Here is a 20,313-nt window from a genome sequence, read left to right as displayed (position 1 = left end):
AGTGCCGTTATTCTTTTACTTCATTAAAACAAGCGCGTAAACGTCGATTGGTCAGCAGCCAGATTAACGCCACAATATCCGCCACTACCAGCGCCAGACCGATACCGCTAACGGATTCACCGTTCAGCCACAGCCACGGTTGCCAGCAAAGTAAAACCACCTGCGCCAACAGCAACAGAAAATAGAGTACACGCCAGGTGCGAGGAAACGTAGCCCGCCGACCGCTCAACAAAAACGCCAGCACCGCCGGAATGCCAGGAATCAGCCCCAGCCAGAAATTATCGTGATCGGGATAAAACAGATTTAGCAGCGCAGTACCCTGCTCACGCGACGCACCGGCAATGACAAACAGCACCCAGGTTCGCGCCTGAAGCAATAGCACAAGCCAGAAGAGCAAGGGTAAACGCAGGCGTCCGTGCGCATCATAATGGACAGGATGGAACTCAGTACTCTTCATCTTCAATCAAACGCTTACCCAGACTCAGCACGTCGGCGTGTTCATATCCCAGGCGTTCATACATTCCGAGCACCATGTCGTTATCTTCCGGCACATTGATCTGAATTTTCGGGCAGCCACGAGCAATCAGCTTTTTCTCCAGCCGATTAAGCAACGCATTGGCAATCCCACGCCCACGAAACTCTGGATGCACGCCAAGATAATAAGCAGACCCGCGATGCCCGTCATAACCGCCCATCACCGTTCCGACCACTTCACCGTTTACCTCAGCGACCAGAAACAAACTGACGTCATGGTTCATCTTACGCTCGATGTCCATTTCCGGATCGTTCCACGGACGCAGCAAGTCGCAACGCTCCCAAAGGGTGATGACCTCTTCGAAATCTTCCTGGCGAAATACGCGTATCTCCATGGTATTCGTTACCTTTTTGCGGGTTAAAAGGCTGATTATGGCGTGAACGGTCGAATTAGCCAATATCTGACGAAAATCGGTTGAAAAAGTGGCATAATGGGGAGTTGTCAACTATTGAAATGAAAAGTAAAACAATTCTCAACATCAAACCGTCGTAACGGATTACGCGATACGATATAACATCTGGAACTTTATTATTACAACTCAGGCCGTATGAGCACTTTTAAACCACTAAAAACACTCACTTCGCGCCGCCAGGTGCTGAAAGCCGGTTTGGCTGCCCTGACGTTGTCAGGAATGTCGCAAGCCATCGCCAAAGACGAACCTTTAAAAACCAGCAACGGACACAGCAAGCCGAAAGCCAAAAAATCTGGCGGCAAACGTGTCGTTGTTCTCGATCCAGGCCACGGAGGAATTGATACCGGAGCGATCGGACGCAACGGTTCGAAAGAAAAACATGTGGTGCTGGCGATTGCTAAAAACGTCCGTTCCATTTTGCGTAATCATGGGATTGATGCGCGTTTAACGCGTTCTGGCGATACGTTTATCCCACTTTACGATCGCGTTGAAATCGCCCATAAACATGGCGCAGATCTGTTTATGTCAATTCATGCCGATGGCTTTACCAACCCGAAAGCTGCCGGTGCTTCGGTATTTGCCCTCTCTAACCGTGGGGCAAGTAGCGCAATGGCGAAATACCTGTCTGAACGCGAAAACCGCGCCGATGAAGTTGCCGGTAAAAAGGCGACTGACAAGGATCACCTATTGCAGCAAGTGCTGTTTGATCTGGTGCAAACCGATACTATTAAAAACAGCCTGACGCTCGGCTCGCATATTCTGAAAAAGATTAAGCCGGTGCATAAACTGCACAGCCGCAACACCGAACAAGCCGCGTTTGTGGTGTTGAAATCGCCGTCGGTTCCTTCGGTGCTGGTGGAAACCTCGTTTATCACCAACCCGGAAGAAGAGCGGCTGTTAGGCACGGCGGCGTTTCGTCAGAAAATCGCCACAGCGATTGCTGAAGGCGTGATCAGTTATTTCCACTGGTTCGACAACCAGAAAGCACATTCGAAAAAGCGATAAGTTATGAAACCCGACGCACACCAGGTTAAACAGTTTCTGCTCAACCTTCAGGATACGATTTGTCAGCAGCTGACCGCCGTCGATGGCGCAGAATTTGTCGAAGATAGTTGGCAGCGCGAAGCTGGCGGCGGCGGGCGTAGTCGGGTGTTGCGTAATGGTGGTGTTTTCGAACAGGCAGGCGTCAACTTTTCTCACGTCCACGGCGAGGCGATGCCAGCTTCCGCCACCGCTCATCGCCCGGAACTTGCCGGGCGCAGTTTCGAGGCGATGGGCGTTTCACTGGTAGTGCATCCGCATAACCCGTATGTTCCCACCAGCCACGCGAATGTGCGTTTTTTTATTGCCGAAAAACCGGGTGCAGAGCCCGTCTGGTGGTTTGGCGGCGGCTTCGATTTAACCCCTTTCTATGGTTTTGAAGAAGACGCCATTCACTGGCACCGCACCGCCCGTGACCTGTGCCTGCCATTTGGTGAAGACGTTTATCCCCGTTACAAAAAGTGGTGCGACGATTACTTCTACCTCAAACATCGCAACGAACAGCGCGGTATTGGCGGGCTGTTCTTTGATGATCTGAACACGCCAGATTTCGACCACTGTTTTGCCTTTATGCAGGCGGTAGGCAAAGGCTACACCGACGCTTATTTACCAATTGTAGAGCGACGTAAAGCGATGGCCTACGGCGAGCGCGAGCGCAATTTTCAGCTCTACCGTCGCGGTCGTTATGTCGAGTTCAATCTGGTCTGGGATCGCGGCACTCTGTTTGGCCTGCAAACTGGCGGGCGCACCGAGTCGATCCTGATGTCAATGCCGCCACTGGTACGCTGGGAGTATGATTATCAGCCAAAAGATGGCAGCCCAGAAGCGGCGTTAAGTGAGTTTATTAAGGTCAGGGATTGGGTGTAACTCCCTCACCCCCATTCCCGCATCCGCTGATGCAACGTCAACGACGGCTTCTCGGCAAACAGCTGCTGGTAATCCGTGGCAAATTGCCCCAGATGCCAGAATCCCCACTGCATGGCGGCGTCTTTTACCGTTGTGCTTTGCGACCACGGGCTTATCAGTTCGCGGCGTACGGCGTTCAGGCGAATGCGTTTCAGCCACGCGTTTGGGCCAATGCCTAAAATAGCGTGAAACGCGTTTTGTAGCGTGCGGCGACTGACATGCAGTTGATTACACAAGTCCAGCACCGTCACCGGCTCAGACATATTTTCCAGCACATATTCACGGGCGCGGGAAAGTAATCTACGGTAACTCTGATGACTGATGCTTTCCGCCGTCACCATTGGTTGCGCGTCTTCCAGCATCGCCCCCATCGCCATTAGCAAATTATCCCCCAGCACTTTTCGCACTGCAGGCTGATGGAGATTTTCCGGGTTCTCGCAAAACGTCGCCAGCGCCTGTTGGACAAAGCCCCACAGCGCGGCTTTATGCTGCTCTTTCACTTCCAGCGCCGACTGGCTACGCAGCATATGTAATACCCGATCCGGGTTATGCAAAAAGTTAGCCTGCCGGGTGATGACATCTTCAGAAAGCACCACGCCCAGGATCGTGTAATCATCCGGCGTGCTCAGTTCAAATTCAGTGCCACCAGGGCGGGTGGCGATTTCCGCGCTTCCCAGACATTGCGAACCGATAAATCCCTGCTCACCGCGCGTCGCCGGAATGCCAAACCAGAACGAGTTCGGCCAGACCAGGCACGACTGACGCAGCGCCAGACCGGTGTATTCACGAAAAACCTGAATATCATCGAGTAGAATTTCCGTAAATTCACCATGAAACTTGCCCGGATGCAGCTGATCGTAAATCTGCTGCCAGGCGGTAATCGTTAAAGCATGTTCATAGACATCCGTTGTCTGTCGTTGATGAACATTATCCACTTCGACCTTCGGCGTGAGCTTCAGGTTTTCGGGTAAGGGTTCATGATAAAGATGGTGCAAATTGGCTGTACGGGTCTTTTTCATGATGTTAATGCCGGGTGTTGTAGGACACCCGGCACCTCCGACAGGTTAATGGGGCTTGAGACGATAACGACTACTGCGTTTACGTAACGTCCCGGCAGAAAAGAGCTGTTCGAGCGCATTTCTGGCTTTTTCCAGCGGCCAGCCAAAGTGGGCAGCCACTTCTCCTGCCGTCATTCCCTGACGTACTGATGTTAACAGCGCCAACAACTCGTCAGCAGATTCCGCGACGATAACTGGCGCGTCGGGTTCCCTTACGGGTTGCTTCGGCTGGCGGTTAAAGCCAGTAACCAGCCACTGGGTGTCATCGTCTGGCCGACCGATCTCCTTGCGGCTGATGACACGCCCGGTACGCATCGCGGCAGCACAACCTGCGTCCAGCGCCGCACGACACGCCGCCAGATCGCCTTCCACCACCAGCGTTAAGCGACCAGGGTCAAGCACTTCGTGACTGAGCAGACGAACGTTAGCTGCTTTGAGCATGGCATCCGCTGCATCTATCGCGGCGACCATGCCGTCCACTTCCAGCAATCCCAGTGCATTGATCATCGGCAACCTCCGTTACGCACGCTGGATTGGATTACGCGCGATTTCCAGCACTGCATCGGTAAAGGCGTTACAGGCTGCTTTACACGCGGCCTGGCTACCGGTTAAAAATGCTGCCGAGTAGTTGGTTTCAGACGGTGGCGGGACATAGGTCACCAGCTGTACGTCGGCAGATTTCAACGCTGCATCAATGCCGTAGGTCGCTTCCAGCGGCGGTGCCACCAGATACGCCATCGGATCGCCAAGCGTGATCCCGGCGGTTGATGAGAGATAAGAACCGGTACGCGAAACTACATGTGCCAGGAAGGCGGTGTTTTCTGCGTCATTGGCCCACTGGAAAGCTGCGCCATTTTCAATATGTGCAACCATCGCATCCAGACCGGCACGCACTTCCGCCGGGTTTGGCCCACCAAGCATAATCAGCACTTCACCGGCAGTCGGTGACGGGCCGTGTGCCGCTCCCGCATACAGCGAGCGACCATATACCACTTCGACCATCGCTTGTTTGGTCGCTTCGTCAGCCGCAATGTAGGTGACGTCGTCAGAATCGGCAGAAATCAGCCCGAGGCTACGAATATGCGGCGGCAATTTTAGTTCACGCGCAAATTCAGCGTTAACGGAGGCAATCACCCGCATGGCGGTTACCGACGGTCGAATCAAATCTAAAGCTGGCATGATGCCTCCTTATCGGGTCATGTTGATGCCGGATGCTTTCTGCTCCAGCATACGTTTCGCCAAATCCACAATGACGGCTGCGGCTTCAACCGGCGGCGTGCCGCCCTGGTGAATGTTAGAGATACAGGTGCGATCGGCCTCAACGGTGGTCGCCATACGCGGCGAGTAAACGGCGTAGCAGGAGAGGCTTTCTGACTGCCCTAACCCCGGACGTTCCCCCACCAGCAGGATCACCACTTTCGCGCCGAGGATCTCACCGATCTGATCTTCAATCTTCACGCGACCATAACGAACAAAGAATGGCGTGCCGACTTTCAGCCCGGCCTGTTTCAGGCCCGCCATCAGCGGCGGCAGGATCTCTTCGTAGTTCACGGTGATGGCATCAGTTGACAGGCCATCAGAAATAACGACCTGTACGTCCGGATTAGCAACACACTGTGCTTTCAGCGCTTCAACAGCTTCTGCACACAGGCGGCGGCCCATATCCGGGCGAGTCAGGTAGAGATTTTTGTCGCTAATTTCGGAGCGTACTTCCAGCAAGCCCTGCGCTTTCACCCACTCTTCCGGCACTTCTTTCAGTACGGTATCTTTCGAACGAGAGTGATCGGCCAGGAAACGCAGCAACGCCTGCGTACGCGGACGCGGACCGGCACGACCGGTACAAACGCGGGCCACGGTGCTGCGACGCAGTTCTGTTAATACGTCTGCGCGATGCGGGTTTTCAACACCAATCCACGCTTTTGCTTCCGCAGAACCTAAATCCAGCGCGCAGCTTTCCGAGGTCACCGGTGCCGCACAGTTGGTGGTGGCGCACTTTGCTTCTGACGGCGCGGGGGCCGTTTGTCCCATTGACGCCATCACGCTGCGTACAATTTCTTCAATCTGTTTTTGATCCATGATGTGTTATCTCCGCGTCATCAGAAGAACAGTGACGGATCGCCCGCCCGTTTGGTCAGGCGACCGTTTGCCATAATGCCCATGCTTTCCAGCCAGCGTTCAAACTCCGGTGACGGACGCAGGTTGAGTAACTGACGCACAGTGGCGGTATCGTGGAATGCGGTGGTCTGGTAGTTGAGCATGATGTCATCACCCAGCGGCATCCCCATGATGTAGTTGCAGCCTGCGGTGGCGAGCAGGATCATCAGGTTTTCGTTGAGGTTCTGGTCAGCGTCAGCGTGGTTGGTGTAACAGCAGTCACAGCCCATAGAGATGCCGCTCAGCTTGCCCATAAAGTGATCTTCTAAGCCAGCACGGATAATCTGGCGGTCGTTGTAGAGATACTCCGGCCCAATAAAGCCGACCACGGTGTTGACGATAAACGGATCGTAATGACGCGCCAGCCCATAGTTACGTGCTTCCATCGTCACCTGGTCAGCGCCGAAGTTAGCGCCAGCGGATAGCGCAGAGCCTTGTCCGGTTTCGAAGTAGAGGCAGTTTTCCCCGGCGATACGGTTGAACTCTGCACCCACTGCGCGCGCTTCGTCGAGCATCGCCAGTTCCACGCCAAACTCTTTCAGCCCTTTTTCGCTGCCACAGATACTCTGGAAAATCAGTCCGCCAGGCGCGCCGCGACGAATCGCTTCGATCTGGGTGGTGACGTGCGCCAGTACGCAGCCCTGAGTTGGGATGTTGAATTTGTCGATCACGCCGTAAATGGTGTCCAACACGCGGCTTAAGTTTTCCACGTCGTCAGTTACCGGGTTAACGCCGATCACCGCATCGCCCACCCCAAAGGAAAGCCCTTCATAGATTTGCGCAGCGATACTTTGCACGTCGTCACGGGTATCGTTCGGCTGCAAACGGGCGCTGAAGGTGCCCGGAATACCAATGGTGGTATTGGCCTTTTTGATTACCGGCATTTTCTTCGCGCCGTAGATCAGGTCCGCGTTGGAGCAAATCTTCGCTACCGCCGCGACCACTTCCGAGGTCAGCCCTTTGCGGGTAAAGGCAATGTCGTCCACGCTGGTTTCATCGCTCAGCACATACTCACGCAGTTCGCTGATGCTCCAGTTTTTAATCTGGTTGTAGGCCGTTTCGTTAACATCGTCCTGAATCAGCCGCGTCACGCAGTCATCTTCATAGGCAATCACCGGATTATTGCGGATGTCCGCTACGGTCATTTCCGACAACACCTGCTTTGCCGCCACGCGCTCCTGTGAGCTTGCCGCTGCAACGCCCGCCAGCACATCCCCCGAACGCAGTTCGTTGGCTTTAGCCAGCACCTCTTTTACATCCTTAAACTGATATACATTGCCGAACAATGTGGTCTTTAGTTTCATAAGTCGTTCCCTCAGGAAGGAAATGCGAGTGATTTCACCGTCACCGGCACAACCGATCCGCCAAAAAGAGGCGTACCAATGTCGATATAGTCCCCCGCGCGGACAATCACTTCGTCAATGACTGCCAACGGGAGTTGTTGTAGCTGTGGGCGCAACAACATGCCCAGAGCTTTACCAAAGTCCTGCCCGGCCACCACCAGCAGGGGATGCGGATTCGGAAAACGCGCGACGAAATCGACCAGCGCGTTGATGACCGTCAGTACCGCGGCGTAACGCACAGGCAGCGAGGCGGGAAGCGCCAGCACGTACGCGTCAGTTTTGGGATCAAGATCCAGCTGAAGCAGCGCCTGTTGCCAGGCACTCACCAGATCCGTTTCATCAATCGGGATCGCCACCGGCAAATTGCGCAGCGGCAGTTGTACGCCCTCCAGCCAGATTGTGCTGCCAGAGAGCGAAAGGGTATGTGCACCCGCGCCAATCACCGTGGCGCGTACGGTTTGCGCCGGAAACTGCACATTCATCTCACGCAGGCGCGGATGGTCATGCAGCGCCGTTGCCAGAAGTGGGCCAATATCGGCAAAACAGAACGGGTCGGCGGGCTGGTGGCGATAACATTCGCCCACGCCTCCAGAAAGCGTAATGATTTCGGGCGTAACACCTGCGGGCAGCAAACCGGTTTGCATCAATGCCTGCGCGAGCGGCGAAAGCGTTCCGTCAATCACTTCGACAATCAGCGCCGCCATCCGCCGGGTAACCTGCACCAGCTGCGCGCCGGTCAGCGAACGGGCGTCAGTGCCTGCACCGAAGCACTCATCCACAATCATCTGCCCCGGTTTATGAGCGTAAACCACGCGCCCCTGGCTGTCGGTTTCCAGCAGGCGACCACCGACGTTGAGACAGGCAGTGCCGCTGATTTTTCCGGCATCGAACAGGGCGTAGTTCGCGGTGCCACCGCCGATGTCGATATTCAGTACCCGACACAGCCGTTGTTCAGAAAGGGTTTGTGCCCCGGCTCCGTGACCGGCGATCACGGATTCGAGGTGCGGCCCGGCGCTGGCAACGACAAAATCGCCCAGCGACTGAGAGAGCGCCATCACCGCCGGGCGAGCATTGCGGGTTTTCGCGCTTTCACCGGTGATGATGATGGCACCAGAATCAACGCTTTCCGGCGCAATGCCCGCAGCCTGATATTGCTCTAAAATCAGCGATTTCAGTTCCGCTTCTTTTAAACCACCCTGTTTATCGACAGGGGTAAAGAATACCGGGCTTTGCCAGCTAATTTCGCGTTTAATGAATTCGTAGCGCGGCACCTGCGACACCGCCGCACGGTTAACCAGTTCCAGGTGGGAGAAAATCACCTGGGTGGTGGTGGTGCCGATATCGATACCGACGCTCAATAGCTGGCGAGTGTTCACGATTGTGCCTCCGCTTCGGTTTTAGTCGCGGTCGCGTCTTCTTTTGGCACCAGCATCATCGCCACGCCAATCGCCGTTACGCCGCCGATCAACTTGCCGACAATCATCGGGAAGATCATGGCGTTCATGTTGGCAGCGGCGAAGCCTAAGTGGTCGCCCAGGGCGAAAGCAGCGGAAACGGCGAAGGCGCAGTTGATGACTTTGCCGCGGGTATCCATCTGCTTCATCATGCCGAACATCGGGATGTTGTTGGCAAGCGTTGCCACCATGCCGGCTGCCGCGATGTTGTTCATATTCAGTACTTTACCGACGCTCATCAGCGGTTTTTCAAACCAGCGAGTCAGCAGCAGCACCATTGGATACGCCCCTAACAGCACGCAGGAGATAGAACCGATAACTTCAATGGCGCGCATCACTTCACCGGGTTTATCGCCAGGGGCCATAAAGATAGGATCCAGACCGGGGATCAGTTCCCAGCCAAGCAGGAATTTCACTACCGCAGCGGCAAGACCGAGGGTGATCAATGCAACGAGGAATTTGGCGAAGATCTGGAAGCCGTTGATCATTTTTTCCGGGATGAATTTCAGCCCCAGCGCCACCAGAATCGCGACAATGATCACCGGGATCATGTTCATCAGGATCAGGGCGAAAGTGAATTCCACCGGCTGACCGTTGATCTGCACACCGGAGTACATAGCAACCAGACCACCAGCAATACAGCCAATCGGAATGGTCACAATGCCCGCCAGCACGCCGAGCGCCAGATAACGACGATCAGAAGGTTCGATAATGCCGAGCGCCACCGGAATGGAAAACACAATCGTTGGCCCCATCATCGACCCGAGAATTAACCCAGAGTATAGCCACGCTGCTACGTCGCCGCCCGCCAGCTCTTTGGCGAGGAAGAAGCCGCCCATATCGCACGCCAGCAGTGTTCCGGCGAACATTGACGGGTTTGCGCCGAGCATTTCGTAAACCGGGATAATTACCGGCCCGAGTACGTGAGCCAGTACCGGTGCCAGCGCGGTCATACCGACCATCGCCAGACCCAGAGCGCCCATTGCCATAAAGCCTTCTTCGAACTGACCGCCTGATCCTTCGATACTTTTACCGAACTTACCGAGGAAACGAGCAGAACCGCCGAACTGCGACAGGATCCTGTCTACGGCAGCTATCAGCATAAAGAACATCATGATGTACATGATGATTTCGTTAATTCCCATCGCCTTTACTCCCTGTTAGTTGTTATTTATTGGCGGATGCGGCGTAAACGCCTTATCCGCCCTACATGTGCAATCCCGTAGGCCGGATAAGACGCGGCAAGCGTCGCATCCGGCATTTATTGCGCCGCCGCGTACAGTCCGACAATCTGTTCCAGGCTGGCGGTACGCGGGTTGCTGCGCAGACAAATATCTTCCTGCGCGGCCTGCGCCCATGCACCGTAATGCGCAGATGTCGCGCCAACATCGCCCAGTCGTTTACCAATCCCAACTTCCGCAATCAGCTCACTTACCGCGTTAATAGCGTCACGATCGTCGGATTTTTTAGTTCGCAGTGCCCGACCAATCTGACTAAACCGTTCGCGACAAACCATCCGGTTAAATTCCATCACCGTTGGCAGCAACATGGCGTTCGCCAGACCGTGTGGAATATGCAGCGCCGCGCCCGGCTGATGCGCCATCGCGTGGCACAACCCAAGACCCGCACTGGAAAACGCCATTCCCGCCATACATGAAGCCAGCAACATGCTCTCGCGCGCGGCAAGGTCGTGACCGTAGCCCACCGCTTTCGGCAGCGATTTGCCAATCATCGCAATGGCACCAATCGCCAGACTGTCGGTAAACGGTGTAGCGTTCAGGGCGCTGTATGCTTCAATGGCATGGGTTAACGCATCAATGCCGATCATCGCCGTGACATGCGACGGCACACCTTCGGTCAACGCGGCGTCGAGAATCGCCACATCCGGCATCAGCGAAGCATGGGCTAACACCTGCTTGCGCCCGCTCACCGCATCGATAATCACCGTTACGTTGGTGGTTTCAGAGCCGGTTCCGGCGGTCGTTGGAATGGCAATCAACGGCAGGCGCGGTTGCAGAACGCTGGTTTCTGACATTTCCGCCAGCGTGCTATCCGGGTTCGTCACCAGCAACGCCACGGCTTTCGCCGCATCCAGCACCGAGCCGCCGCCAAATGCGATCACCCCATCACAGCCTGACTCACGCAACTGCGCCACGGCTGCACACACGTCGGTGATGCACGGTTCGCCCACCGGACATGGCCAGAGCGTCATGGCGATGCCTTTAACAGCCAGGCTGCGCGTCAGCCCGGCGGTCATCCCTGCCTGATGCAAAAAGCTGTCTGCCATCACGAACAGATGTTTCAGCCCACGCGTTTGCGCTTGCTGTCCGCAACTGCTCACCGAGCCCGGACCGCAAAGCGTCACCGGTGGAACGCTAAATGTTTTTACCCGTTGCAGATTCAGGGTATCGAACGCCTGAAAGAGCGCGGTCTGCAATTCATTTTGCATATAGCCCCTCCGCTTTCTCTCGCCCACTACTGGCGATCGCCAGCGGGGTCATAAACAAACTGTGCTGCGGTAAATGCACCTGTAACGCCGGGAATTGTTTGCGAAACAGTTCCGCCACGCCCGGTTGCATACAAGAGCCGCCCGCCAGCCATAAATCAGTAATGCCCTGCCCTTCAATATGCCGGGCGACAATGTCCGCCATTTTTTCGTACACCGGTTTCACCGCGGGCCAAATCTCGTCACCATGACCGCGCTTGTACTGCTCTGCCTCTTCCAGCGAAATACGACGATTTCCGGCGAGAGTCAGAGAGATGTGATGTCCGCCGGTGGCTTCATCCGCCGAGTACGTCACCTTGCCCTTTTTCACGATGGCAATGCCGGTAGTGCCGCCGCCGATATCCACTACACCGGCGTTGTCCAGTTGCAGCAGATCCGCGACTGCGGTTGGCTCATCCAGCACATGGCTCACTTCCAGCCCGGCAGATTCCAGCACGTTGATGGAAATACGCGGGTCCGTACCTGGAGGAAATGAAGTCGCCGCATGGCTAAAACGGCGACCGAATTGCTGCTCGAGCGTGTCGAGATGGCGACGAACAATGGTGACAGCGCCGAAGAAATCCCAGACGATGCCGTCGCGGACCACATCGGCCCAGTCGAGGCATACCGCCACCGGCTGACCGTCGCGGTCGACAACCATCGACACCACATCGCAGGTGCCCAGATCCACCCCCAGCCACAGCGGAGATTCCGTCGCGGCGGGCGTCTGGTTACACAGCGTTGCCGCCGTTTGCAGACGTGGGGTGAGCCATTGTTCGTCGTGCGCCATCTGTTACTCCTTAAACAATGCGAAACGCATCGACTAATACACAGCGACGCAGACGGACAAACGTACGCGCGCTGGTTACCCCTTCACCGGTTGGCGTGGTGATGGTCATGGTGGTCCAGCCTTCCCCGCCCAGCCCCAGCCCGGCAATGCACGGTCCGTTCTTAACGAAAATGCTGGTATCAATAGCATTCGCCATCTGGTTCATGTTTTCGATGTTGCGCGAGTGCATTGCCGCCGTGTGGTGGCAACCGCCTTCCAGTTTCACCGCCAGCGCAATGGCATCCGCCACGTTGGCGACGCGCACGACGGGCAGCACCGGCATCATCAGTTCGGTCACGGCAAACGGATGTTCTGCAGTGGTTTCCACAAACAGCAAACGCGTTTCTTGCGGCACGTTCAGGCCGATTGCCGCCGCGATTTTCGCCGCATCGCGACCAACCCAGTCACGGCTGACGGTGCCTTTTCCGCGCTCGTCGATATTTTTCAGCAACACCGGTTGCAGCTGCTGCGCCTGTTCTGCGGTCAGTTTCACCACGTGCTGGCCTTCCATCAGACGCATCAGTTCATCGGCTACGCTATCAACAACAATCAGTACCTTTTCGTCGGCACAAATGATGTTGTTATCGAAAGAAGCGCCTTTGACGATGGACTGAGCGGCACGGGCGAGGTCGGCGGTTTCATCCACCACTACCGGCGGGTTGCCAGCGCCTGCGGCAATCAGACGTTTATTGGTGTGTTTACGCGCCGCTTCTACTACCGCTTCGCCGCCGGTCACCACCAGAAGGCCGATGCCCGGAAACTTGAACAAACGCTGCGCGGTTTCGATATCCGGATTTGCCACAGTAACCAGTAAGTTTTCCGGCCCGCCTGCGGCAACAATCGCCTGGTTGAGCAGCGTGATCGCCCGCTGGGAGACTTTTTTCGCCGCCGGATGCGGGGCAAAAATGACGCTGTTGCCCGCGGCAATCAGGCTGATGGCGTTGTTAATTACGGTTGCCGCCGGGTTAGTGGAAGGCGTCACCGAAGCCACCACGCCCCAGGGTGCGTTTTCAATTAGGGTCAGGCCGTTGTCGCCAGTCAGCACTTGCGGAGAGAGGCACTCAACGCCTGGTGTGCCGCGCGCCTGAGCGACGTTTTTTGCAAATTTATCTTCAACGCGCCCCATGCCGGTTTCACTGACGGCAAGTTCCGCTAAATCTCTGGCGTGTTTTTCGCCTGCTTCACGAATGGCAGCAATGGCTAACTGGCGCATTGCCACGCTTTTTAACCCTTGCTGGGCGACTTTGGCTGCCGCAACGGCGTCATCCAGGGACGCGAAAACGCCCATCTCATGAACGGCGGCGGACGGCGTGTCACTGCTTTGCATTTTCAGCAGTACCGCTTTCACCACCTGTTCAATATCCTGTTGATTCATGATGTTCTGCCTTATTTGTGGAAAATTACCTGACCGCCAGACACCACCTCATCGACAATGCCAATCACGCACAGATCGACCGGTGACGTTTCGCTTTTATGCGCCTGGCGGGCGGAACTGCCACTCACCAGTAACACCCACTCCCCGGTTCCCGCGCCAATATTGTCGATGGCGACGGCGCATTGCCCGTCAGGATTACCTTGTGGATCAATCATTTCCACCATCAGCAATTTGTCATGCGCCAGTCCGTGATGGCGTACGGTACAAACAATTTGTCCAGTGACGACTGCCAGTTTCATACCCGCCTCCGTGGCGTATTTCAGGTAAAAGCTCCCCCTACCCTCCGCAGAAGGTAAAATGAAAAAGGAGAGAGCGTGACGCCCGAATCGACGTCACACAGGGTGATTACAGGTTGCTGCTATCGCCTTTCAGGCCGATCGGGAAGACTTCTTCCAGGTCGCCGTGCGGACGCGGGATAACGTGTACAGATACCAGCTCGCCGATACGCTGTGCCGCTGCGGCACCTGCATCGGTCGCGGCTTTACAGGCTGCAACATCACCACGAACCATGGCAGTACACAGGCCGCCGCCAATCTGCTTAACACCAACCAGCTTGACGCGCGCAGCTTTCACCATCGCGTCAGAAGCCTCAATCAGTGCAACCAGGCCCCGGGTTTCGATCATTCCTAATGCTTCCATTGTGCTTTCCTCTTTATCAGGGTCCAGAACGGGACCGTTCATTCAACCAGTGTTTGTAAACTGCTTTCGCGGTTCACTTCTGTCTGACGCGGCACAGCTGCCACCAGCGCCAGCTCGATAATTTCCTGCACGCTACAACCACGAGAGAGATCGTGCATCGGCGCGGCAAGTCCTTGTATCAGTGGCCCGACGGCACGATATCCGCCGAGTCGTTGTGCGATTTTGTAACCAATATTTCCGGCTTCCAGCGACGGAAAAACCATCACATTGGCCTTGCCCTGTAGCGGGCTGGCAGGCGCTTTTTGCGCCGCCACTTCCGGCACGAAGGCGGCGTCAAACTGTAACTCGCCATCCACCACCAGCTTTGGTGCGCGCTCACGGACGATTTCTGTCGCCTGCTGGACGTTAGCAACACAGGGGTGACGGGCGCTACCATTGCTGGAAAACGACAGCATCGCCACGCGCGGCTCTTCTCCGGTGATGGCGCGCCAGGTTTCGGCACTGGCAAGCGCGATATCCGCCAGCTGCGCCGCCGTCGGCTGTGGCACCACGCTGCAATCGGCAAAGCCCAACGCCGGGCCGCTGTACTGTGGCAACATCAGGAAAATGGAAGAGAGCGTTTTACAGCCTGGCTGCAAGCCGATAATGCGTAATCCGGCACGCAGCACATTTGCCGTGGAAGAGAGGTTGCCCGCGATACAGACATCCGCTTTACCGGCGCTGACCATTGCTGCGGCGAACATCAGAGGGTCGGTAAGTTTTTCCAGCGCATCCAGCGGCGTTTTTTCGCCCGCGCGGGCCAGCCAGCGATGAGCAAATTCTTCCCGCATTGCGAGGTTGCCATGCGGATCAATCACCTGTAGCCCGTCCATCGCCACGCCGTGACTGAGCGCAAACTGACGAAGTTCAAACGGATTGGCGACCAGAATGGGCGTTGCCAGACCTTGTTGATGTAAATATTGCGCGGCTTTCAGCACACGTTGGTCTAACGCATCCGGAAAAACCACTCTGGCGGGCGCTCGCAACGCCAGTTCACGACAACGTTCAATAATCATTGCGTTTCCCCCAGTCGTTGTTGGATCTGCTTCACCGTTAGCGGCTGCTTCGTTACGCTCAGGATCATCATCACGTAGACCGTGCTCGAAAGGCGGTTCAGCGCCTGCAAAATGTCCGGGCGTAATACTTCAAAGCTGCGGGTGATAAAGACCTGCGCCGCTACGGTTTCGGTTTCCCGCACTTTGGTGCGTAGCAGATTGAGCAACGCAGCATCGCGCCCGTGGCTGGCTTCCGGCACCAGATGATCGTGGTCGAGATAGCGCAGCGGCTGATGAGAAAGCCGATGCAGATCTTCGTCAGAAAGCCCGACAATCGCCTGGCAGCCCAGCGGTTCCCCCAGCGCATCGGCGCGCATAATGTTGCCAAGACGCGAACGGATATCCGCCAGCCACGGCTGCCACGGTTCCGCCAGTTCAATTTGCAGCCACACTGCCAGCGCAATGGTGCTGTCGAGAACCGCGCGAAAACCCAGACGCGGATCGCTTTTGGCGACCATTTTTTCCGCCGACAGGTGAGTCAGCGTATCCGGCTTTTTTGCCACCGGCTGGCGGCACAGTTCGCAGCACGCCTGCGGATGTTCATCGCTACTGGTCAGCCCATGAACGGGCTGCGGCTGCTGCTGTTCATCGTCAACAAACAGGCGGCCCTGCTCGTCAATAAACTTGATGCGCAGATGGCGGCTTTCCAGCAACTCCCGGGCAGAGGGCGTCAGGCGACTGTCCGCAGGGAGATGGATCTCTGCGCCTTCGCTGAGCGTATGGTTCGCTCTTAGCCATGCTTCGGTGATGAAATCTTTCATAGGGATTGCCAGTTAGCCGGCCAGGCGACATACAGGAATTTCACGCTGGATGTCGTACCAAATTCGATGCTGGAGCCTTTCGGGATAAACATCACGTCGCCTGCTTTGGCGATCATGGTTTCGCCTTCGTGGCGAACATGTAGCTCCCCTTCCAGCACCATGTCGATTTCGTCGTAGTTCAGGGTCCACGGGAAGAATGCGTTCTCCCACTGCATAAAACCGGCGGCCATGCTGCTGCCGTCGTCTCCGGTCACAAGATCAGTCAAGCCCACGCAATGCGGCTCTGCGCCGTCGAAACGACCAAACTTGACGCTGCTGCCATCAATCACTTTGATGCCGCCTTTGCCGGTCACCGATTTGAAGCTCGGCTGCATTGCGCCCTGCTCCAGCGACTGTTTTTCCTTCATCACTTTTTCCATCAGCTGTGCGACCAGGCTTTCGGTAAACTGGCCTTCCGGCAGCTGGGCAATGATGGTTTCGCGGATGCGCTGGCTTTCGGTTTTGTCGGCTGGCACGCTGGCGGGCACGGACGCCGTTACCGGGATCGATTCATCACATTCGGTGATGGTAAAACCCAGTAGATCCGCCACTTCACGGGCTTCCGGGGTAATAATGCTGGCGCGCAGAACCACGGACATTGCCTGTTCGCCGCGCGCGTGTGCTTCACGAATATCATTCGCTGTGATGAGTTTTTTCACCTGCTTCCTCCTGTTTGGTGAGAGATGCCAGATAATCCACCAGTTGCTGCACGCTTTGCGGGTCGTGGCTGTTTAGCTCGAAAATCGGCTCTTCGAAACCCGTCTCAAGCAATAACTTTCGCGTTGCGGCGACGTCAGCATCTGGCATGTCCGTTTTACTGATGACGGCGATTTGCCGTTTGCTGACGCCAATATCCAGCAACCCGGCAGGCAACCGACTTTCCGGGTCATTTGCGCCATGGACATAGATCAGCATGTCTACATCCTGTAGCGTGGTAATTAAGGCGTGATACCAGCGGGGATGGCTAAAATATTCACCCGGCGTATCAATATCGCCCTTATCATTAAATTCCACGGCCTGTGTTTTTCTGGCGAGGGTATAATTCCCCTGCAACGCATTAAATAACGTTGTTTTTCCTGCCCCGACGCTACCCACAAACGCAATTCGTTTCATGAATGCCTCGTATTAACTTTTGGTCATTTCACAAAGCGTATAATTTAATAAGCGACCTAAACCGCTGACGGTTTGTGATAACGCTTCTTCTACTGCGCCCACCGAGCCATAAATCACCAATGCACCGCTGAAGCGGTCGAGAAAACCGATATGCACATCAGCGGCTTTCAGCGCTAAATCACCGGCGATCATCGCCGTTTCGCCGGGAGTTAGCGTCATAATGCCAATTGCGCCCGCATCCGGAACGCCGATTTTCTTCGCCAGTTCCTCACCGGGATGCGCGATGAGATGCGCCAGTGTGACCTGTTTGCCGGGCACAAATTCCTGAATGATGCGTTCTTTATCCATGAGTCGCCGCCTGTGAAAAACTTTCGTGTATCGTGACAATTTTTCGTCAGAGTAAATAACAAAATTCGGCAAGCGCGTTTAAAAGGTGAGGTAGATCACTAAGAATGGAGAGATATTCGCTGTGGTGCATAAACTTTCATATGCAACGCATGAATATAAATAAAATAATATCGAGATATTATATAGACTGCTTTTTTATTATTCGCAAACTCAGTAATAAGCTTTACTAATATATTGCAGCCAAACCGCTTACCCTGAATATTCAGGGTAAGCGTGAGAGTTAAAAAAGAATTACAGCGGTTGGGTTTGCGCTTCAACCACGGCCAGCGCCACCATGTTGACGATACGACGCACCGATGCGATCGGCGTTAACACGTGAACCGGTTTCGCCACGCCCATCAGCACCGGACCGACAGTCACACCTTCCGAGCTGGAAACGCGCAGTAAGTTGTAACTAATGCGGGCAGCTTCCATGTTCGGCATCACCAGAATATTGGCAGAACCTTTCAAAGGGCTGTCCGGCATACGGTCGTTGCGAATCGCTTCCACCAGCGCTGCATCGCCGTGCATTTCACCATCAATCATCAGATCTGGCGCACGATCCCTGACCAGTTCCAGCGCCTGACGCATTTTGCTCGACGACGGGCAGTCAGAAGAACCAAAGTTGGAGTGCGACAACAGAGCAACGCGCGGCTCAATACCAAAACGACGGACAGTTTCTGCCGCCATCAAGGTGATCTCCGCCAGCTCTTCTGCGTCTGGTTCGTCATTGACGTAGGTATCGGCAATAAAGGTGTTACCACTCGGCAGCAGCAGCGCGTTCATTGCACCTGCGGTGTGAACGCCATCGCGATAACCAAAGACATTTTTCACCACGCTAAAATGTTCATGATAATCGCCCACCGTACCGCAGATCATTGCATCGGCTTCCCCACGCTGAACCATGATCGCGCCGATCACTGTCGGGTTACTGATCAGCGCCCGCTGCGCCTGTTCCTGAGTGACACCGCGACGCTTCATGATCTGGAAGTATTCGGTCCAGTACTCTTTAAAGCGCGGATCGGATTCGTTATTGACGATCTCAAAATCAACGCCCGCTTTGATCTGCAAGCCCAGTTTCTGAATGCGCATTTCGATCACGTTCGGACGACCGATAAGGATCGGTTTCGCCAGTCCCAGCGTTACCAGTTCCTGAGTGGCATGCAGAACGCGCGCCTCTTCCCCTTCTGGCAGAACAACGCGCTTCGGCGCTTTGCGAGCCTGGGAGAAAATCGGCTTCATAAACAGGTTGGTTTTGTAAACGAACTCAGTCAGCTTGTCGATGTAGACGTCGAAATCAGCAATCGGACGCGTCGCCACGCCCGACTCCATCGCGGCTTTAGCGACCGCAGGAGCGATCTTAACGATCAAGCGCGGATCAAACGGTTTTGGAATGATGTATTCCGGACCAAAGCTCAGATCCTGATCGCCATACGCTGAAGCCACCACTTCGCTCTGTTCGGCGTGGGCCAGTTCCGCAATCGCGCGTACCGCCGCCAGTTTCATCTCTTCATTGATAGCCGTTGCGCCAACATCCAGCGCGCCACGGAAGATAAACGGGAAGCAAAGGACGTTGTTGACCTGGTTTGGATAGTCAGAACGACCGGTGCAAATGATGGCATCCGGACGCACTTCTTTCGCCAGCGGCGGCAGAATTTCCGGTTCCGGGTTCGCCAGCGCCAGGATCATTGGCGCACGAGCCATTTTCTTCACCATTTCCTGGGTCAGCACTTTCGGGCCGGAACATCCAAGGAAAATATCCGCGCCTTCAATCACATCATCGAGGGTACGTTTGCCGTCATCCACCACCGCATATGCGGCTTTGGTTTCCGCCATGTTTGGCTCACGGCCCTGATAGATAACGCCTTTTGAATCGCAAACCACGATGTTATGTTTTTGCAGACCCAGCGCTACCAGCAGGTTCATACAGGCGATTGCTGCGGCACCCGCGCCGGAAACCACCATCCGCACGTCGGAGATGTTTTTCTCCACCACGCGCAAGCCGTTGAGGATGGCGGCAGTGCTGATGATTGCCGTGCCGTGCTGATCGTCGTGGAATACCGGAATATTCATCCGCTCGCGCAGTTTCTGTTCAATATAGAAACATTCTGGCGCTTTAATGTCTTCGAGGTTGATTCCGCCGAAGGTCGGTTCGAGCGCAGCGACAACTTCAATAAATTTGTCCGGGTCGAGTTCATCAACTTCAATGTCAAATACATCAATCCCGGCGAATTTCTTAAACAGAACGCCCTTGCCTTCCATCACCGGTTTGCCAGCCAGCGCGCCAATGTTGCCTAACCCCAGCACCGCCGTACCGTTAGAGATCACCGCCACCAGGTTACCGCGCGCGGTATATTTGTAGGCTTTTAACGGGTCTTTTTCGATTTCAAGACAAGGTGCGGCAACGCCTGGTGAGTAGGCCAGCGCCAGATCGCGCTGCGTTGCCAGAGGCTTGGTTGGAGAAACCTGGATTTTCCCTGGAACTGGAAATTCATGGAAATCAAGTGCACTTTGTTTTAACTGGTCATCCATTTGGTTGTTCCTTTCACGTAACGTTCACAAATAAAGTGTGTGGGCAACAGCCCCTGCCCACAACGTGGCGCACATTATTACCCTGCCGGAGTCTAC

At 55.3% G+C, this 20,313-nt stretch carries 22 protein-coding genes; 2 read left to right on the top strand and 20 right to left on the bottom strand.

The window, feature by feature from the left end; all coding sequences use genetic code 11:
- Nucleotides 1-7: 7 nt before the first annotated feature.
- Together HGD79_RS22670 and HGD79_RS22665 are read right to left on the bottom strand one after the other, a co-directional pair.
- Nucleotides 8-457 (bottom strand): DUF2919 domain-containing protein, encoded by a 450-nt coding sequence (locus HGD79_RS22670; RefSeq protein WP_000842944.1) that lies wholly within the window; start codon nt 455-457, stop codon nt 8-10.
- On the bottom strand, nt 444-869 hold the full coding sequence (locus HGD79_RS22665) for a GNAT family acetyltransferase (protein ID WP_000406000.1): 426 nt from the start codon (nt 867-869) through the stop codon (nt 444-446). Before HGD79_RS22665 ends, HGD79_RS22670 begins: the two co-directional genes overlap by 14 nt.
- Before the next feature lie 213 nt (nt 870-1,082).
- Here HGD79_RS22665 and amiA point away from each other — a divergent pair, with 213 nt between their 5' ends.
- Both amiA and hemF read left to right on the top strand, forming a co-directional pair.
- Nucleotides 1,083-1,952, top strand: a complete 870-nt coding sequence (gene amiA, locus HGD79_RS22660; RefSeq protein WP_000102891.1) for an N-acetylmuramoyl-L-alanine amidase AmiA — start codon at nt 1,083-1,085, stop codon at nt 1,950-1,952.
- 3 nt (nt 1,953-1,955) lie between these two features.
- On the top strand, nt 1,956-2,855 hold the full coding sequence (gene hemF, locus HGD79_RS22655) for an oxygen-dependent coproporphyrinogen oxidase (RefSeq protein ID WP_000801367.1): 900 nt from the start codon (nt 1,956-1,958) through the stop codon (nt 2,853-2,855).
- Nucleotides 2,856-2,860: 5 nt separating this feature from the next.
- Here hemF and eutR read toward each other — a convergent pair whose 3' ends face one another.
- The 18 genes from eutR to maeB form a co-directional block, all read right to left on the bottom strand.
- Nucleotides 2,861-3,913 (bottom strand): HTH-type transcriptional regulator EutR, encoded by a 1,053-nt coding sequence (gene eutR, locus HGD79_RS22650; protein WP_000753700.1) that lies wholly within the window; start codon nt 3,911-3,913, stop codon nt 2,861-2,863.
- Between the two features lie 45 nt (nt 3,914-3,958).
- Nucleotides 3,959-4,459: an ethanolamine utilization microcompartment protein EutK gene (eutK, locus tag HGD79_RS22645; protein ID WP_000606257.1), complete on the bottom strand. Its 501-nt coding sequence runs from the start codon at nt 4,457-4,459 to the stop codon at nt 3,959-3,961.
- A 12-nt stretch (nt 4,460-4,471) separates the two neighbouring features.
- A complete protein-coding gene (eutL, locus tag HGD79_RS22640; protein ID WP_001111038.1) occupies nt 4,472-5,131 on the bottom strand; it encodes an ethanolamine utilization microcompartment protein EutL in 660 nt (219 codons plus the stop codon).
- 9 nt (nt 5,132-5,140) lie between these two features.
- Nucleotides 5,141-6,028 (bottom strand): ethanolamine ammonia-lyase subunit beta, encoded by an 888-nt coding sequence (gene eutC, locus HGD79_RS22635; protein ID WP_000372364.1) that lies wholly within the window; start codon nt 6,026-6,028, stop codon nt 5,141-5,143.
- A gap of 20 nt (nt 6,029-6,048) precedes the next feature.
- Complete coding sequence (gene eutB, locus HGD79_RS22630) at nt 6,049-7,410, bottom strand: ethanolamine ammonia-lyase subunit alpha (RefSeq protein WP_000769961.1); 1,362 nt, start codon at nt 7,408-7,410, stop codon at nt 6,049-6,051.
- A gap of 11 nt (nt 7,411-7,421) precedes the next feature.
- Entirely contained in the window at nt 7,422-8,825 is a 1,404-nt protein-coding gene (gene eutA / locus HGD79_RS22625; RefSeq protein ID WP_001097452.1) for an ethanolamine ammonia-lyase reactivating factor EutA, read from the bottom strand.
- Complete coding sequence (gene eutH, locus HGD79_RS22620; RefSeq protein ID WP_000512372.1) at nt 8,822-10,048, bottom strand: ethanolamine utilization protein EutH; 1,227 nt, start codon at nt 10,046-10,048, stop codon at nt 8,822-8,824. The genes eutA and eutH overlap by 4 nt, the downstream gene beginning before the upstream one ends.
- A gap of 116 nt (nt 10,049-10,164) precedes the next feature.
- Nucleotides 10,165-11,352: an ethanolamine utilization ethanol dehydrogenase EutG gene (gene eutG, locus HGD79_RS22615; RefSeq protein ID WP_168848508.1), complete on the bottom strand. Its 1,188-nt coding sequence runs from the start codon at nt 11,350-11,352 to the stop codon at nt 10,165-10,167.
- On the bottom strand, nt 11,342-12,178 hold the full coding sequence (gene eutJ / locus HGD79_RS22610) for an ethanolamine utilization protein EutJ (RefSeq protein ID WP_000929726.1): 837 nt from the start codon (nt 12,176-12,178) through the stop codon (nt 11,342-11,344). The genes eutG and eutJ overlap by 11 nt, the downstream gene beginning before the upstream one ends.
- Nucleotides 12,179-12,188: 10 nt before the next feature.
- Nucleotides 12,189-13,592, bottom strand: a complete 1,404-nt coding sequence (locus tag HGD79_RS22605) for an aldehyde dehydrogenase family protein (RefSeq protein WP_168848507.1) — start codon at nt 13,590-13,592, stop codon at nt 12,189-12,191.
- Between the two features lie 11 nt (nt 13,593-13,603).
- A complete protein-coding gene (gene eutN, locus HGD79_RS22600) occupies nt 13,604-13,891 on the bottom strand; it encodes an ethanolamine utilization microcompartment protein EutN (protein WP_000762196.1) in 288 nt (95 codons plus the stop codon).
- Between the two features lie 106 nt (nt 13,892-13,997).
- Nucleotides 13,998-14,291, bottom strand: coding sequence for an ethanolamine utilization microcompartment protein EutM (eutM, locus tag HGD79_RS22595; RefSeq protein WP_000387713.1), 294 nt, complete (start codon nt 14,289-14,291; stop codon nt 13,998-14,000).
- A gap of 38 nt (nt 14,292-14,329) precedes the next feature.
- A complete protein-coding gene (gene pta / locus HGD79_RS22590) occupies nt 14,330-15,346 on the bottom strand; it encodes a phosphate acetyltransferase (RefSeq protein WP_096280766.1) in 1,017 nt (338 codons plus the stop codon).
- Nucleotides 15,343-16,146: an ethanolamine utilization cob(I)yrinic acid a,c-diamide adenosyltransferase EutT gene (eutT, locus tag HGD79_RS22585; RefSeq protein WP_000651298.1), complete on the bottom strand. Its 804-nt coding sequence runs from the start codon at nt 16,144-16,146 to the stop codon at nt 15,343-15,345. The genes pta and eutT overlap by 4 nt, the downstream gene beginning before the upstream one ends.
- Entirely contained in the window at nt 16,143-16,844 is a 702-nt protein-coding gene (gene eutQ / locus HGD79_RS22580) for an ethanolamine utilization acetate kinase EutQ (RefSeq protein ID WP_000733903.1), read from the bottom strand. Before eutQ ends, eutT begins: the two co-directional genes overlap by 4 nt.
- A complete protein-coding gene (eutP, locus tag HGD79_RS22575) occupies nt 16,819-17,298 on the bottom strand; it encodes an ethanolamine utilization acetate kinase EutP (protein WP_000820764.1) in 480 nt (159 codons plus the stop codon). The genes eutQ and eutP overlap by 26 nt, the downstream gene beginning before the upstream one ends.
- Before the next feature lie 12 nt (nt 17,299-17,310).
- Entirely contained in the window at nt 17,311-17,646 is a 336-nt protein-coding gene (gene eutS, locus HGD79_RS22570) for an ethanolamine utilization microcompartment protein EutS (protein ID WP_000356956.1), read from the bottom strand.
- A 291-nt stretch (nt 17,647-17,937) separates the two neighbouring features.
- Nucleotides 17,938-20,217 (bottom strand): NADP-dependent oxaloacetate-decarboxylating malate dehydrogenase, encoded by a 2,280-nt coding sequence (maeB, locus tag HGD79_RS22565; RefSeq protein ID WP_000342642.1) that lies wholly within the window; start codon nt 20,215-20,217, stop codon nt 17,938-17,940.
- Nucleotides 20,218-20,313: the final 96 nt, after the last annotated feature.

The sequence above is a fragment of the Escherichia sp. SCLE84 genome, from assembly GCF_012584495.1.
In the GTDB taxonomy this organism is placed as follows: Bacteria; Pseudomonadota; Gammaproteobacteria; order Enterobacterales; family Enterobacteriaceae; genus ECMA0423.
Note: the sequence above shows the minus strand (reverse complement) of the source record. Positions and strands in the feature narration are given on the sequence as shown.

Coding starts and splice junctions, on each gene's coding strand:
- HGD79_RS22670 (WP_000842944.1), bottom strand. CDS start 457: ATGAAGAGTACTGAGTTCCATCCTGTCCATTATGATGCGCACGGACGC.
- HGD79_RS22665 (WP_000406000.1), bottom strand. CDS start 869: ATGGAGATACGCGTATTTCGCCAGGAAGATTTCGAAGAGGTCATCACC.
- amiA (WP_000102891.1), top strand. CDS start 1,083: ATGAGCACTTTTAAACCACTAAAAACACTCACTTCGCGCCGCCAGGTG.
- hemF (WP_000801367.1), top strand. CDS start 1,956: ATGAAACCCGACGCACACCAGGTTAAACAGTTTCTGCTCAACCTTCAG.
- eutR (WP_000753700.1), bottom strand. CDS start 3,913: ATGAAAAAGACCCGTACAGCCAATTTGCACCATCTTTATCATGAACCC.
- eutK (WP_000606257.1), bottom strand. CDS start 4,459: ATGATCAATGCACTGGGATTGCTGGAAGTGGACGGCATGGTCGCCGCG.
- eutL (WP_001111038.1), bottom strand. CDS start 5,131: ATGCCAGCTTTAGATTTGATTCGACCGTCGGTAACCGCCATGCGGGTG.
- eutC (WP_000372364.1), bottom strand. CDS start 6,028: ATGGATCAAAAACAGATTGAAGAAATTGTACGCAGCGTGATGGCGTCA.
- eutB (WP_000769961.1), bottom strand. CDS start 7,410: ATGAAACTAAAGACCACATTGTTCGGCAATGTATATCAGTTTAAGGAT.
- eutH (WP_000512372.1), bottom strand. CDS start 10,048: ATGGGAATTAACGAAATCATCATGTACATCATGATGTTCTTTATGCTG.
- eutG (WP_168848508.1), bottom strand. CDS start 11,352: ATGCAAAATGAATTGCAGACCGCGCTCTTTCAGGCGTTCGATACCCTG.
- eutJ (WP_000929726.1), bottom strand. CDS start 12,178: ATGGCGCACGACGAACAATGGCTCACCCCACGTCTGCAAACGGCGGCA.
- HGD79_RS22605 (WP_168848507.1), bottom strand. CDS start 13,592: ATGAATCAACAGGATATTGAACAGGTGGTGAAAGCGGTACTGCTGAAA.
- eutN (WP_000762196.1), bottom strand. CDS start 13,891: ATGAAACTGGCAGTCGTCACTGGACAAATTGTTTGTACCGTACGCCAT.
- eutM (WP_000387713.1), bottom strand. CDS start 14,291: ATGGAAGCATTAGGAATGATCGAAACCCGGGGCCTGGTTGCACTGATT.
- pta (WP_096280766.1), bottom strand. CDS start 15,346: ATGATTATTGAACGTTGTCGTGAACTGGCGTTGCGAGCGCCCGCCAGA.
- eutT (WP_000651298.1), bottom strand. CDS start 16,146: ATGAAAGATTTCATCACCGAAGCATGGCTAAGAGCGAACCATACGCTC.
- eutP (WP_000820764.1), bottom strand. CDS start 17,298: ATGAAACGAATTGCGTTTGTGGGTAGCGTCGGGGCAGGAAAAACAACG.
- eutS (WP_000356956.1), bottom strand. CDS start 17,646: ATGGATAAAGAACGCATCATTCAGGAATTTGTGCCCGGCAAACAGGTC.
- maeB (WP_000342642.1), bottom strand. CDS start 20,217: ATGGATGACCAGTTAAAACAAAGTGCACTTGATTTCCATGAATTTCCA.